This is a genomic window from Micromonospora sp. DT44, assembly GCF_049841635.1.
In the GTDB taxonomy this organism is placed as follows: domain Bacteria; phylum Actinomycetota; class Actinomycetes; order Mycobacteriales; family Micromonosporaceae; genus Micromonospora.
Genome location: NZ_JBNCKS010000019.1, coordinates 40,820 through 54,366 on the forward strand (window position 1 = coordinate 40,820; position 13,547 = coordinate 54,366).

The following is a 13,547-nucleotide window of genomic DNA, read 5'->3' on the forward strand; positions in this document are numbered from 1 at the left end:
TCCTCGCGCTCATCAGAGCGCACCCTTCGTGCTCGGGATCGCGCCCGCCGCCCGCGGGTCGATCGCGGTGGCTTCGCGCAGCGCCCGGGAGACCGCCTTGAACTGGGCCTCCACCACGTGGTGCGCGTCCGGGTGCCCACCGGGACGCGCCGCCCGCAGCACGTCGACGTGCAGGGTCACCCGCGCCGCCTGGCCGAACGACTCCCAGATGTGCCGGGTCATGCTCGTCGCGAAGACCGGCCCGATGTACGGCGCGAGCAGCGGCTCGTCGTGCACCACGTACGGGCGGCCGGACAGGTCCACCGCGGCCCGGACCAGCACCTCGTCCATCGGGACGGTCGCCGACCCGTACCGCCGGATGCCGGCCTTGTCGCCCAGCGCCTGATCGAACGCGGCGCCCAGCGCGAGGGCCGTGTCCTCCATCGTGTGGTGCGCGTCGATCTCCAGGTCGCCCACCGTGCGGACGGTCAGGTCGTAGCCGCCGTGCCGGGCGATCTGGTGGAGCATGTGGTCGTAGAAGCCCACGCCGGTGCTGATCTCGGCGGCGCCGGTGCCGTCGAGGTCGATCTCGACGAGGACCTTGGTCTCCTTGGTGATCCGCTCCACCCGGGCGGTCCGGCTCATCGCGCAGTCTCCATTGCAGTCAAGAAAGCATCAGTCTCGGCGGGAGTGCCGGCGGTCACCCGCAGCCAGCCGGGCAGGCCGACGTCACGGACCAGCACCCCCTGCTCCAGCAGGGCGTGCCAGACGGTGGCCTGGTCGCCGCCGACCTCGAACAGCACGAAGTTGGCGTCACTGTCGGCTACCCGCAGCCCGCGAGCGCGCAGCGTCGCCACGATCCGGTCCCGCTGTGCCATCACGGCGGCCACCGTACCGAGCAGGGCGTCGCGGTGGGTCAGCGCCGCGCGGGCGGCGGCCTGGGTCAGCGCGGACAGGTGGTAGGGCAGGCGGACGAGCTGCACCGCCTCGGCAACGGCCGGGTCGGCGGCCAGGTAACCCAGCCGGCCCCCGGCGAAGCCGAAGGCCTTGCTCATCGTACGGGTCACCACGAGCCGCAGATGGCCGGGCAGCACCGCGAGGGCGCTGACCGTGCCGGGCCGGGCGAACTCGGCGTACGCCTCGTCGACGACCACCATGCCGGGGGCGACGTCGAGCACGGCCGCGACTACCGCCGGGTCGAGAGCGGTGCCGGTCGGGTTGTTGGGTGAGCAGAGGAAGACCACGTCGGGCCGGTGCTCGCGGATCTGGGCGACCGCCTCGTCGGCGGTCAACCCGAAGTCGACGCCGCGCCGCGCCGGCACCCACCGGGTGCCGGTGCCGAGGGCCAGCAGCGGGTGCATCGAGTACGACGGGACGAAGCCCAGCGCACTGCGCCCCGGCCCACCGAACGCCTGAAGGAGCTGCTGCTGGATCTCGTTGGAGCCGTTCGCCGCCCAGACGTGCTCGACGGTGAGCCCGTGCCCCAGGTATTCGGCCAGGTCGGCGCGCAGCGCCACCGCGTCCCGGTCCGGGTAGCGGTTCAGGTCACGCAGCTCGGCGGTGAGCGCCTTGCCGATCGCGTCCACCACCGACTCGGGCACCGGGTAGGAATTCTCGTTGGTGTTGAGCCGCACCGCCACGTCGAGCTGGGGCGCCCCGTACGGCGACAGGCCCCGCAGGTCGTCGCGGATCGGCAGATCGTCGAGGCCGCTCACGCCGACTCCTGCGGAAACCGGGCCTGGACGGCCTGGCCGTGCGCCGGCAGGTCCTCCACGTTCGCCAGGGTGACGACGTACGGCGCCACGTCACGCAGCGCGGCCTCGGTGTATTCGATCAGGTGCACCCCGCGCAGGAAGGACTGCACCGACAGCCCCGAGGAGTGCCGGGCGCAGCCGCCGGTGGGCAGCACGTGGTTGGAGCCGGCGCAGTAGTCGCCGAGCGACACCGGCGACCAGGCGCCCACGAAGATCGCCCCGGCGTTGCGGACGCGTAGCGCCCACTCCCGCGCGTCGACCGTCTGGATCTCCAGGTGCTCGGCCGCGTACGCGTCGACCACCCGCAGCCCGGCCTCGAGGTCGTCGACCAGGACCACGCCGCTCTGCTCGCCGGTCAACGCCGTGGTCACCCGCTCGGCGTGCTTCGTGGCCGGTACCTGCCGGGCCAGCTCGGCCTCGACCGCGTCGACGAGCGCCAGCGACGGGGTGACGAGCACGCTCGCCGCGAGCGGGTCGTGCTCGGCCTGGCTGATCAGGTCGGCGGCGACGTGCGCCGGGTCGGCGGTGTCGTCGGCCAGAATGGCGATCTCGGTCGGACCGGCCTCGGCGTCGATGCCGACCACGCCGCGCAGCAGCCGCTTGGCGGCCGTCACCCAGATGTTGCCCGGGCCGGTGACCAGGTCGACGGGCTCGCAGCGCAGCTCACCAGCCGGGTCGACGGCGGAGCCGTACGCCAGCATCGCGACCGCCTGGGCGCCGCCGACCGCGTACACCTCGTCGACGCCGAGCAGCGCGCACGCGGCGAGCACCCGGGCGTCGGGCAGGCCGCCGTTGTCCTTCTGCGGCGGGCTGACCACCACCAGCGAACGCACTCCGGCCGCCTGGGCCGGCACCACGTTCATCACCACCGTCGACGGGTACATGGCCAGGCCGCCGGGGACGTAGAGGCCGACCCGGTCGACGGGCAGCCACCGTTCGGTGACCGTGCCGCCGGGCACGACCTGGGTGACGTGGTCGGTACGCCGCTGGTCGGCGTGCACCCGGCGGGCCCGACTGATCGACTCCAGCAGCGCCTCGCGTACCGCCGGGTCGAGCACCCCCTCGGCCTCGGCGATCGCCTCGACGGGCACCCGCAGCACCTCCGGCGAGATGCCGTCGAACCGCTCGCTGGCCTCCCGGATCGCCGGGTACCCATGCTCGCGGACCGCCTCCACCAGCGGGCGGATCCGCTCGACGGCAACGGACACGTCGAGCTGGGCACGGGGCAGCAGACGGCGCGGGTCACCGAGACCGTCGCGCAGGTCGATCCGATTCAGCACCCTTGCGAGTCTAGGCGGCCCGTCCGTCGCCCACCCGAGCCGTCCGGTCGGCGGGACGGTGAGCCGGGCCACGCCGTCGCGGACGGGATTGGTTAGGCTCGACGGCGTGACCGCACGGCTGCCGGTGTTCCCGCTCGCAACGGTGCTCTTTCCCGGGTTGGTGCTGCCACTGCACATCTTCGAGGAGCGCTACCGGGCCCTGGTCCGGCACCTTGTCGACCTGCCCGAGGGCGCGCCGCGTGAATTCGGCGTGGTCGCCATCCAGGCCGGCTGGGAGGTGGCACCCACCGGGCCCGGCGCTCGCGCCGGCAACGGGGTCGGCGACGTCACCCTGCACGAGGTGGGCTGCACCGCCGAGTTGCGTCAGGTCACCGAGCTGGCCGACGGCGGCTTCGACATCGTCACGGTCGGCCGACGTCGATTCCGGATCGCCGACGTCGACGACGCCACCGAGCCGTACCTGACGGCCGCGGTGGAATGGCTGCCCGAGGCCAGCGGGCCGGACGAGGTGGCCGACCTGCTGGCCGCCCGCGTGATCGCGGTGTTCCGGCAGTACCTGAGCCTGATCCGGCCCGACCCGGAGGAGATCTCCGAGCAGCTTCCGGAGGATCCGACGGTGTTGTCGCACCTGGTGGCGGCCACCGCCGCCCTGACCGTCGACGACCGGCAGCGGCTGCTCGCCATCGACGACACCGCCGCCCGGCTACGCGCCGAGCTACGGCTGCTCAACCGCGAGGCGGCTCTGCTGCGCCAGGTGCGGGCGGTTCCGGTGCCGTTGTCGGAGCTGGCGTCCCCGCCGACACCCAACTGAACGACGCCGGGTCGGGCTCCGGACGCAGGGACGGCCACCGCGACCAGCCGGCCAGCAGGGTGTACGTGACGGCGGCGCCGAACGCCGGCAGCAACAGGTTGCCGTGCGGCACCGGCAGCACGTGCCCGAGCCAGTCAATCCCGCCGGCCCGCAGGTCGGCGGGTTTGGTGAAGGCCTGACCCGCCGGGGCGCTCTCCAACAGCCGGTCGAACGTCGCCAGCCCGACCCGACGCCCCACCTGCCAGGCCACCGGGGCCGCGGCGAGCGTGCCCAGCACCGCGCCGAGCAGCCCGACCGGGCCGCGTCGCCGACGCAGCAGGAACCACAGGGCCAGCGCGGCGAGCACGCCGAACGCCAGCCCGAGCAGGCTGAACCAGCCGTCGGCGGCGATCGGCTGCTCCGGCTGGGGCTCGGCGTAGATCGCCCCTTCGGCGGTCTTGAGCACCGGGGTGTCCGGCGCGAACGCCGCCCAGAGCAGCCCGAGCGGCCCGCCCAGCACGGCCAGGGCGAGCGCCACGCCGAGCACCGTCGCCACCGTCCGCAACGGCCGGCGCGGCTCGTCGGGGGTCAGCTCCACCCCGCTCGGGTACGCCGTCAGCGCGGCACTCCCGTCGGGAACCGACCCGAACGCCGGCCCGGCGGGCGGGGCGGACTCGCTCGGCGGCGGCACGGCCGACGGTCGGGGTGGCGCGGGGCGGTCGTCGGAGATGTCCGCGTGCCGCTCAGGGTCGGGGTTGTCCGGGCTCACCCGATGATCCTCTCAGGCCCCGCGACGGGCCGGGGCGCCGGTGGCGGCGAACCAGCTCACCGGGCGAACGGCTCCGCCATGGCCGCGGCGGCGCGCAGCCACGCCTCGCGGGTCTCCGGCTGGAGCTGGTGGTACTCGATCGACGAGCCGGTCTCCAACGCCGGGTCGTACGGCACCACGGCCACCGCACGGGTACGCGTGGCGAAGTGCCGTTCCAGGTCGTCCTGTAATGCCGAGCGGCCGGCAGTAGGGCAGGAGATGAGGGTGATCGCGTTGTCGGCCAGCTCGCCCATTCCCTCCTCGTGCAGCAGGTCGAGCATCCAGTCGGCGCTGAACGCCGCGTCCTCGCGGGGCACGGTGGTGACCACCAGTTGGTCGGCGGCGTGCATCACGGTGCGCCAATTGGGGCTCTCCACGTTGTTGCCGGTGTCCACGCAGATCACGTCGTGCGTACGCCGCAGCAGCTCAAGCACCCGCTTGACGGTGAACTGGTCGAGCCGCTGGGCGAAACGGGGGCTCTCCTCGCCGGCCAGCACGTCGTACGAGCCGTCGGAGGCGTGCCGCAGGTAGTCGTCCAGCCGCTCCAGCAGGGTCGCGCCCTCCAGGATCTCGATCTGGGCGAGGTCGCTGACCAGGTGTCGGATGGTGCGGGCGTGTCGGGCGCTGCCGGCGCGCAACCCGAGGGTGCCCCGCAGTTCGTTGTCGTCCCAGGCCAGTACGCCCCGCCCCCGCACGCTGCCGACGGTGGCGGCGGCGAGCACGGTGGCGGTGGTCTTGTGCACCCCGCCCTTGGGGTTGGCGAACGCGAACACCCGGGGTGTGCCCAGGTCGCGGCGGAGCACCCCGGTGGCGCGTTCGGACTCCTGGTCGACGCCCTGCGGGCGCCACTCGACCCGGGCCGGGAAGCCGCGCTCGGCGAGGGCCGAGCCGGGCGGGGGGACCACCGCGACCGGCGGCGGCGCGACCGGCGGGGCGGGTGGTGGAACGACCGGCGGTGGCGCGATCGCGGGGGCGGGTGTCACCGGCGGCGCGGGCGCCGGGTAGCCGGTCTCCGGCTGGTAACCGGTCTCCAGCAGCGCGTAGCGGGACTCGCCGACGGGATTGCCCGGCCGGTAGCCGCCGTTGTCCAGGATGGCGTAGCGCGACTCCGGCTCGGCACGGCGCGGCGGCTCGGGCTCGGCCGGGTAACCCGGCTCGGCGCGGTACGTCGGCTCGGCCCGGTAGCCGGGCTCGGCGCGGTACGTCGGCTCGGCCGGGTAACCCGGCTCGGCGCGGTACGTCGGCTCGACCGGGTAACCCGGCTCGGCGCGGTACGTCGGCTCGACCGGGTAACCCGGCTCGGACCGGTACGCGGGCTCGGCACGGTAGTCCGGCTCGGACCGGTACGCCGGTTCGGCGCGGTAGTCCGGCTCGGACCGGTATCCCGGCTCGGCACGGTAGGCGGGGTCGACCCGGTACGTCCCCTCGGCCCGGTAACCGGGCTCCTGGCCGTACGACAGATCGGCCGGATGCCCGATGGCCGACGCGCGCCCCGCGTAGCCGTTGGGGGCCGCGCGTCGCGGCAGTGGGTCCGGGGCCGCCTCGTCGGCACGGCGCTCGGGCTCGGGCTGCTCCGCCGCCCGACCGCCCAGCCGGGCACGGTCGAGCAACGCCCGCCACCTCGGCGCTGGTTCGGCCGGCCGGCCCCAGCCGGTCTCACTGCCCTCCACGGCCCGCCCTCCCAGCGCCATCGATCTCTGCCTGACAGGCTACGAACCAAACCCTATTCGGACCACTCCTGCGGGCGCACGCCGCCCGGCGTAGATCACGGCGGGGAAGTTGCCAGCAACCCGGGATCCGTCGCGTCCGGGGAGGTGGTGAGTGCCGGCGGGGCAGGCTCGGTGGACCGCGCCGGGGTCGGCTCGGGTGACGCAATCGTTACGAGCGGTGCGGGTTCCGACGATTCGCCCATCGGCACCGGCGGCATTGGCGTGCTCGACGTCGACCCGTCGCTCGGGCGCGGCGTCGGCGACGGACTCGGCCCGGTGTCGGCCGGCGGGCGGACCACATCGCGCTGCTCGGGCAGCGGCGGCGTGAAGACCGTACGGTCGAGCCGGTACACCTCGGGCGCCGGATCGACGGCCCGTACGTCCGGGCGGGCGGCCACCCGGCGCAGCGCCTCCGGCGCGGCGCGCACCACCGCGGCGTAGACGCAGGCGCAGCCGGCCCGGTACGCCCGTGCCTCGGCGCCGGCCACGTCCGCGTCGACGGCGTACCGCTCCCGCAGCTCGCGCTCGGCGACGCCGTCGCCGCGCACCGCGGCGGCCCGCGCCCGGTAGTCGGCGGCCTCGCCGTCCTTGCGGGCGGCCACGCGTTCCATCTGGGCGACCACGTCGTCCGGCACCCGCAGGGCCGGGATGCGGACGATCTCGGTCTGCCGACCGGGCAACGGGACCCGCCCGAAGACGGCCGAGACCGACACATCGCCGAGGACCGTGGCCAGGCGCTGTGGCGGCAGGTACGCGCCGAGCGTGACCAACGCGTACGTCCCGTCCCCGGTGGCCGGCGCGGTCGGACCCAACGCGGCCAGGTCGGCCGCCGCGGAGCTGAGGTAGCCCGGCACGGAGTCGCCGTCGGCCACCCCGACGCGGGTCACCTCGCCCACCGTCGAGTCGCTGCTGACCGGTGCGTCGTCGACGGCCCAGACGGCCGTGCCCAGCACTGCCGCCGCGGAGAGCACCGCGGCCCAGCTGAGCACGCCGGACCGCGCCGAGGTGTCACCGAGACGGGCCACCGCACGGGTCAACGGCGGCAGCAGCCGTTGGTCCAGCTGCCGCAGCAGGTCGCCGGCGCGCACGGGCGGGATCCCCTCGTCGGATCGATGTCGGGTGGTCGCCGCTCAGTCACGCAGGATCTCAAGCGCACGTTCCAGATCGTCAGGGTAGTCGCTGACGAACCGGACCTCGTCCCCCGAACGGGGATGCAAAAAGCTCAGTTCGCGGGCGTGCAGCCACTGACGGGCCAGGCCGAGACGGGCCGAGAGGGTGGGGTCGGCGCCGTACGTGAGGTCACCCACGCAGGGGTGCCGCAGGGTGGAGAAGTGCACCCGGATCTGGTGGGTCCGGCCGGTCTCCAACCGGACGTCGACCAGGCTGGCCGCCGGGAACGCCTCGAGGGTGTCGTAGTGGGTGATGCTCGGCTTGCCGCCGGACACCACGGCCCAGCGGTAGTCGTGGGTGGGGTGCCGGTCGATCGGCGCGTCGACGGTGCCCCGCAGCGGGTCCAGGTGGCCCTGCACCACGGCGTGGTAGCCCTTGTCGACCTCGCGGTACTTGAAGGCCCGCTTCAACGCGGTGTACGCCTGCTCGCTCTTGGCCACCACCATGATTCCGGTGGTGCCCACGTCGAGGCGGTGCACCACGCCCTGGCGCTCGGCGGCGCCGCTGGTGGAGATGCGGTGGCCGATCGCGGCGAGCGCGCCGATCACCGTCGGGCCGGTCCATCCCGGGCTGGGATGCGCGGCCACCCCGACGGGCTTGTCCACCACGACGATGTCGTCGTCGGCGTACACGACGCGCAGGCCCGGCACCGCCTGCGGCGCCACGGTCGGCGGCGCGACCGGCGCGGGCAGCGTGACGTCCAGCCAGGAGCCGGCCTTGACCTTGTGGGAGTTGGGTCGGGCGGCGCCGTCGACGAGGGCGTCGCCCGCGTCGACGAGGGCGGCCGCGGCGGTCCGGGAGAGACCGAAGAGCCGGGACACCGCCTGGTCCAGGCGCATGCCGTCGAGACCATCGGGTACGGGCAGGGAACGGTGGTCGCCGCCGGCGGCGAAGGCGGAGGTCATGCCCGCTCCCGCTGCTCGGCGTCGGCGGTGGCGTTCGCGTCGCCGCTGGCGCCGTCACCGCCGGCCCGCCGGCCGTCGCGCTGCCGACCGGTCAGCTCGAGCAGCACGGCCAGCACCACGCCACAGACGAGCGAGCTGTCCGCCAGGTTGAACACCGGAAAGTACTCGCCGTACGGCCCGAAGACGCTGATCATGTCGACCACGTGCCCGTGGAAGGGCGCGGGCGCCCGGAAGATCCGGTCCATGAGGTTGCCCAGCGCGCCGCCGAGCACCAGGCCGAGGGAGATCGCCCACGGCAGCGAGCGCAGCCGCAGCGCCATCCAAACGATCCAGCCGACCACGCCGATGGTGATCAGCGGGAACACCCAGGTGTAGTTCGCCCCGATGCTCCACGCGGCGCCGCTGTTGCGGGTCAGGCTCAGGTAGACCAGCCCGCCCAGGATCCGGACCGGCTCGCGGTCGGTGAGGCCGGCCAGGGCGAGGTGCTTGGTCACCAGGTCGGCCAGCAGGGCCACCAGGGCCACTCCGGCGAGGATCGCGACGGCCCGGGGACGGGCTTTGCCGCCTCCCGGGTCGGTGCGGCCGGGTTCGGCGGGCGGTGCTGCGGTCATGCGCTCCCCATCGAGGTGTCTCGGCGGTGATCGCTCACCGTCTCGTCGCAGACGGGGACCGGGCTTTCAGCGCCGCTCCTCCAACTGCTTGCACGTCACACACAGGGTGGCCGACGGGAAGGCGGCGAGGCGCTCGACCGGGATCGGGTTGCCGCACCGCTCGCACCAGCCGTAACCACCCTCGTCGAGGCGCTCCAGGGCGCGCTCGACCTGCGTGATCCGTTCCAGAATGCTGTTGGCGAGAGAGATCTCCTGCTCCCGCTCGAAGGTCTTGGTGCCGGTGTCGGCCTGGTCGTCCCCGGCCGAGTCCGTCAACCGCTCGCGCTGCAGCTCGGTGATCTCGCTCAGCGTCTGATCGTACTCGGCGCGAAGCTCGTCCCGCCGCGCCGCCAGCGCCGCCCGGATCTTCTCGGTCTCCGCCGCGCTGCGGGTGGCCTTGGCCACCGGCTTGCGGCCGGCGGTCCTGGTGTCGGCTGGCTTCGCCATGGGTCGCTCCCTCGGCCGGGGAGCCGCGCGGTCGCGGCACCTGGTCAGGGGCGCCGACGAAGGCGTCCCCTGAGTACGAAAAGGGGCGCACGGCGACAATGGCCGCGCACTCCCGAGGTTGGCAAGAATACGGAACGTGCAGGCGTCCGACAACGTGGCGCACCGTCGTACCGCTCAACCGCCCCTAGCTCTGCCTAACTGGGGCAAAGGGAACGCTAGCAGATCAACCGACCGCTTCATCTCCGTACTCGCCAAACCATCGGGCCAGCCGCCCCCGTCGGCTGACGGCCCGCAGCCGCCGTTCGGCGGCGTCGCGTACCCCACCGGTGGCGACGATCAGCAGGCTGTCGCCGGTCTTCAACCGGGTGTCCGGGCCGGGCACGAAACCCACCCCGTCGCGCAGCACCAGGGTCACCGAGGCGCCCAGCGGCAACCGCAGCTCATCGACGTGCACGCCGGCCAGCCGGGACCCCGGCGGCACCTCCAGTTGCAACAGGTCGGCGCGCATCCGCTCGAGCGGCGCCGTCTCCACGTGGATCTCGGCGGCCTCCGCCGGCGCGGTGGTCCCCAGCCGGCGGGCGAACGGACCGAGCGTGCTCGTCTGCACCAGCGTGAAGATCACCACCAGCACGAAGACCGCGTCGAAGAGGCGTTCCGCGCCCGGCACCCGTTGCGAGAGCGGGATGGTGGCCAGCACGATCGGCACCGCCCCGCGCAGCCCGGCCCAGGACAGGAACGCCTGCTCCCGCAGGCCCACCCGGAACGGCAACGCCGAGACCGCCACCGACAGCGGCCGGGCCAGCAGCACCAGCGCCAGACCGGCGACCACCGCCGGCAGCACCGCGGCGTCCAACCGGCCGGGCGCGACCAGCAGGCCGAGCAGCACGAACAGGCCGATCTGCGCGAGCCAGGCCAGCCCGTCGGCGAAGCCGAGGATCGCCTGTCGGTGCGGCAGGCGGGCATTGCCCAGCAGCACCCCCGCCACGTAGACGGCGAGGAAGCCCGAGGCGTGCAGCACGGCGCCGGCGGCGTACGCCAGGACGGTGATCCCCACCGCCGCGATCGGGTACAGGCCGGCCGAGGGCAGCGCGGCCCGGCGCAGCGCCCACGTGCCGGCGAGGCCCACGCCCACGCCCACCGCCGCGCCGACGCCCAGCTCGTAGGAGAGCAGCGCGACCTCGTACCACCACGGATGCGACAGGCCCCGGTGCGACAGCAGCACCACGAGCAGCACCACCGGGGCGTCGTTCATGCCCGACTCGGCCTCGAGGGTGGCCACCAGCCGGGGTGGCAACCGCAGCCGCCGCAGGGTGGCGAACACCGCCGCCGCGTCGGTGGAGGAGAGCACCGCGCCGTAGAGCAGCGCCAACCGCCAGTCCAGACCCAGCAGCAGGTGTACGGCGACGCCGACCACCACGATGCTCACGACCACGCCGACCGTGGAGAGCGCGGACGCCAACGCGAGCACCGGACGCAGCGTGCTCCACCGCGCGGTGAGGCCGCCCTCGGCGATGATCACGATCAGCGCGCAGAAGCCGAGGGTCCGGGTCAGGTCGACGTCGTCGAAGCGGATGCCGAGGCCGGCCTCGCCGATGGCCACGCCGAGCGCCAGGTAGACCAACAGGCTGGGCACCCCGAGGCGGGTCGAGAGCCGGACCGCGCCAACCGCCACCAGCAGCACGGCCGCGCCCAGCAACAGCGCGATGTCCAGCCCGGGCGTCACGGTCGCCGGGCCCGGGCGGTCCTCACCCGGCGGCTCCGTCGCGCAGTCGGCGCAGCACGTCGGGCAGCTCGGGGGGCTCGGGGGTGGGCCGGTCGACGAGGAAGAGCTTGTCCCGGCTGGTCGCGCCGGTCCGCAGCGACACCGCCGCCGGCCGGACGCCCAGCGCGGCGGCGAGGGCGCGGCGGGCCGCCTCGGTCGCCCGACCGTCCACCGCCGGGGCGTGGACGGCGATCACCAGGGAGGGGCCGTGCGGGCCGTCGAAGCGACCGCCGACGGCATCGCGGGAGGCAGCCGGCTTCACGCGTACCGACACGGTGAGCGTGTCCTGCGGGGGCACCGGCACCGCTCTTCAGAACGGCCGGGCGTCGATGAGCAGGGCGGTGGCCGGCGCGCACGTCGCGCACGGCGTGAAGCCGAGCTCGACGGCCTCGGCGACGGGAAGCGTCTCGGGGGTCCGGCCGATCAGGTGCGGGCACGCGGCCAGGTGGTAGCGGGGCCGCCCGTCCACCACCTCGACGGAGTCGGGCAGCCGGGAGATCCGGGCCGCCTCGGCGGGGGTGACCGGTTGCTCCGCGGGCTCGTCGGCCAGCGGGTCGGCGGCCAGCGGGTCGGCGGTCACGGCGTCGGCCCGGTACGCCTCGTCGGCGCGGGCCACGAACGGTGACGCCGGACTGACGGGCGAGGTGCGTGCACCGCCGTCGGCCGCCGCGTCGGGCTCGTACGGCGAGGCCACGTCGTACGCCGGCTCGGGGTCGGACGGCGGCTCGGGTGGTTGCCGCCACCCGGTGCCGCCGTCGCCGACCGTCGAAGGTACGTGCTGGACCGGCACATCCGGCTCGGCCAGCGGTGGCCCGTACGCGGCACCCGGCTCGGCCCGGCTGGCCGTGCGGAATGCCCCGCGGTCTCGCGGGCCGACCCGGCCGGGATCCGCCGCGGCGCGGTTGGCGGCTGCCTGGCGGGCGCCCACCACCAGCGCCACGGCGGCCAGCAGACTGGCCGCGATGGAGATGGTCAACAGCGTGCTGGAGCCACCGGCCAGGCCGAACACCAGCAGCACCACGGCGACGAGGATGAGCAGGAGACTCGCGACTATCACGGCTCACCCCTGCCGCGTCGTACCGTCCAGGCGGGGCCGGCGACCGTCACCATCTGCGGAGAGCGATCGCCGGCCGGTGCTCAGCGTCCGGCTTCGAGGGCGCCGGAGCGCCCGCCGCCGTACGAACCGGCGAGGCCCGCCGCGGCCAGCCCGTTGCCGCCGGCAACCCGGCCTGCCTCGGAGCGGGTCATCTCGGCTTCGAGGCCCTGGCCGCGACCGTCGAGGTCCCGCAGCTGGCTCTCCAGGTACGCCTTGAGCCGGGTGCGGTACTCGCGCTCGAACTGCTTGAGCTCCTCGATGTGCTTCTGCAGGGCCGTGCGCTTGGCGTCCAGGCCGCCCATGGCCTCCTGGTGCCGCTGGCGGGCGTCCCGCTCCAGGGCGTCGGCCTTCGCGCGAGCCTCGCGGGTCACCTCCTCGGCCTTGCTCCGCGCCTCGGACAGCAGCGAGTCGGCCTCGCGGCGCGCGTCGGACACGTGGTCGTCGGCGGTGCGCTGGGCCATCATCAGCACCCGCAGCGCCTGCTGCTCACCGTCACCGGTGACGCCGGCCGGGCCGCCGGTCGCGCGGACCTGCTCCAGCTCGGCCTGCATGGCGCGGGCGGCCTGCTCGGCGGCGGACTTGTCGCGCTGGACCCGGTCGAGCTGGGCCTTGACGTCGTTGAGCTCCGCCGCCAGTCGGGCGTCGCCGCCGGGGCCGGCGGGGGCACCGCCACGGCCGCCGCGCTCCACCTGGGCGCGCAGCTCGTTGTTCTCCTCGATGAGACGGGCGAGCTCGCGCTCGACCTCGTCCAGGAAGGCGTCGACCTCCTCCTCGTCATACCCCCGCTTGCCGATCGGCGGCTTTTTGAAGGCGACGTTGTGTACGTCGGCCGGGGTCAGCGGCATCGAAACTCCTCGGGTCAGTTGCGGCCGCGAAAGCGCGTCGGTCATCAGGCAGATGCCCTGATCGACGGCCCTAACACGAACTCCATCAGCACGAACAGGATAACCAGGAGCACAAGGGAGGCCAGGTCGATGCTCACGGTACCAATTCGCAGCGGAGGGATCACACGCCTCAACGCGTTGAGAGGGGGATCAGTGACGCTCCACACGGATTCCAATCCTGCCGCCGCTCCGCGCCCCGGCTGCCACCGGCGGCCGTACTGCAGGACGGCGCTCAACACGAACCGGGACAGAAGAAGAAGCAGGAAGACATAAAGGACCAGGTACAACACTTGCAGCAAGATCGACAACACGG

At 74.0% G+C, this 13,547-nt stretch carries 15 protein-coding genes; 1 reads left to right on the forward strand and 14 read right to left on the reverse strand.

Annotated features, from left to right (window positions below):
• Positions 1-12 precede the first annotated feature (12 nt).
• From hisB to hisD, 3 genes are read right to left on the reverse strand one after another with little or no spacing between them, the layout of a single operon-like run.
• Positions 13-624, reverse strand: a complete 612-nt coding sequence (gene hisB / locus ACLQ25_RS13430; RefSeq protein ID WP_425731208.1) for an imidazoleglycerol-phosphate dehydratase HisB — start codon at positions 622-624, stop codon at positions 13-15.
• A complete protein-coding gene (locus ACLQ25_RS13435; RefSeq protein WP_425731209.1) occupies positions 621-1,694 on the reverse strand; it encodes a histidinol-phosphate transaminase in 1,074 nt (357 codons plus the stop codon). The genes hisB and ACLQ25_RS13435 overlap by 4 nt, the downstream gene beginning before the upstream one ends.
• Positions 1,691-3,013: a histidinol dehydrogenase gene (hisD, locus tag ACLQ25_RS13440; RefSeq protein ID WP_425731210.1), complete on the reverse strand. Its 1,323-nt coding sequence runs from the start codon at positions 3,011-3,013 to the stop codon at positions 1,691-1,693. Before hisD ends, ACLQ25_RS13435 begins: the two co-directional genes overlap by 4 nt.
• Before the next feature lie 106 nt (positions 3,014-3,119).
• On the opposite strand from hisD, the gene ACLQ25_RS13445 reads away from it, so the two are divergent.
• On the forward strand, positions 3,120-3,824 hold the full coding sequence (locus tag ACLQ25_RS13445) for an LON peptidase substrate-binding domain-containing protein (protein ID WP_425731211.1): 705 nt from the start codon (positions 3,120-3,122) through the stop codon (positions 3,822-3,824).
• Here the strand turns inward: ACLQ25_RS13445 and ACLQ25_RS13450 are convergent.
• From ACLQ25_RS13450 to ACLQ25_RS13500, 11 genes are all read right to left on the reverse strand, one after another.
• Entirely contained in the window at positions 3,739-4,572 is an 834-nt protein-coding gene (locus ACLQ25_RS13450; RefSeq protein WP_425731212.1) for a DUF2567 domain-containing protein, read from the reverse strand. The two genes, ACLQ25_RS13445 and ACLQ25_RS13450, sit on opposite strands and share 86 nt — an antisense overlap.
• Positions 4,573-4,628: 56 nt before the next feature.
• Complete coding sequence (locus ACLQ25_RS13455; protein WP_425731213.1) at positions 4,629-6,302, reverse strand: AAA family ATPase; 1,674 nt, start codon at positions 6,300-6,302, stop codon at positions 4,629-4,631.
• Between the two features lie 74 nt (positions 6,303-6,376).
• Positions 6,377-7,408 (reverse strand): hypothetical protein, encoded by a 1,032-nt coding sequence (locus ACLQ25_RS13460; protein ID WP_425731214.1) that lies wholly within the window; start codon positions 7,406-7,408, stop codon positions 6,377-6,379.
• A 42-nt stretch (positions 7,409-7,450) separates the two neighbouring features.
• Positions 7,451-8,395 carry an RluA family pseudouridine synthase gene (locus tag ACLQ25_RS13465; protein ID WP_425731215.1) on the reverse strand — a complete coding sequence of 315 codons (945 nt, stop codon included), beginning with the start codon at positions 8,393-8,395 and terminating at the stop codon, positions 7,451-7,453.
• The gene (gene lspA, locus ACLQ25_RS13470; protein ID WP_396799200.1) at positions 8,392-9,006 is read right to left on the reverse strand and encodes a signal peptidase II; all 615 of its coding nucleotides are present in this window, start codon (positions 9,004-9,006) and stop codon (positions 8,392-8,394) included. Before lspA ends, ACLQ25_RS13465 begins: the two co-directional genes overlap by 4 nt.
• A gap of 66 nt (positions 9,007-9,072) precedes the next feature.
• On the reverse strand, positions 9,073-9,492 hold the full coding sequence (locus ACLQ25_RS13475; protein ID WP_355049476.1) for a TraR/DksA family transcriptional regulator: 420 nt from the start codon (positions 9,490-9,492) through the stop codon (positions 9,073-9,075).
• Between the two features lie 223 nt (positions 9,493-9,715).
• Complete coding sequence (locus tag ACLQ25_RS13480; RefSeq protein ID WP_425731216.1) at positions 9,716-11,215, reverse strand: potassium/proton antiporter; 1,500 nt, start codon at positions 11,213-11,215, stop codon at positions 9,716-9,718.
• A gap of 22 nt (positions 11,216-11,237) precedes the next feature.
• The gene (locus ACLQ25_RS13485; RefSeq protein ID WP_425731217.1) at positions 11,238-11,552 is read right to left on the reverse strand and encodes a DUF167 domain-containing protein; all 315 of its coding nucleotides are present in this window, start codon (positions 11,550-11,552) and stop codon (positions 11,238-11,240) included.
• A gap of 12 nt (positions 11,553-11,564) precedes the next feature.
• Positions 11,565-12,311, reverse strand: coding sequence for a hypothetical protein (locus ACLQ25_RS13490; RefSeq protein WP_425731218.1), 747 nt, complete (start codon positions 12,309-12,311; stop codon positions 11,565-11,567).
• An 80-nt stretch (positions 12,312-12,391) separates the two neighbouring features.
• Entirely contained in the window at positions 12,392-13,195 is an 804-nt protein-coding gene (locus tag ACLQ25_RS13495; protein WP_355049472.1) for a DivIVA domain-containing protein, read from the reverse strand.
• Between the two features lie 44 nt (positions 13,196-13,239).
• Positions 13,240-13,545 carry a YggT family protein gene (locus ACLQ25_RS13500; protein ID WP_355049471.1) on the reverse strand — a complete coding sequence of 102 codons (306 nt, stop codon included), beginning with the start codon at positions 13,543-13,545 and terminating at the stop codon, positions 13,240-13,242.
• Between the last annotated feature and the right edge of the window lie 2 nt (positions 13,546-13,547).

What these genes read in the sequence shown, in the direction of transcription:
- hisB (WP_425731208.1), bottom strand. Translation starts at nt 624, where the DNA reads ATGAGCCGGACCGCCCGGGTGGAGCGGATCACCAAGGAGACCAAGGTC.
- ACLQ25_RS13455 (WP_425731213.1), bottom strand. Translation starts at nt 6,302, where the DNA reads ATGGCGCTGGGAGGGCGGGCCGTGGAGGGCAGTGAGACCGGCTGGGGC.
- ACLQ25_RS13465 (WP_425731215.1), bottom strand. Translation starts at nt 8,395, where the DNA reads ATGACCTCCGCCTTCGCCGCCGGCGGCGACCACCGTTCCCTGCCCGTA.
- lspA (WP_396799200.1), bottom strand. Translation starts at nt 9,006, where the DNA reads ATGACCGCAGCACCGCCCGCCGAACCCGGCCGCACCGACCCGGGAGGC.
- ACLQ25_RS13475 (WP_355049476.1), bottom strand. Translation starts at nt 9,492, where the DNA reads ATGGCGAAGCCAGCCGACACCAGGACCGCCGGCCGCAAGCCGGTGGCC.
- ACLQ25_RS13495 (WP_355049472.1), bottom strand. Translation starts at nt 13,195, where the DNA reads ATGCCGCTGACCCCGGCCGACGTACACAACGTCGCCTTCAAAAAGCCG.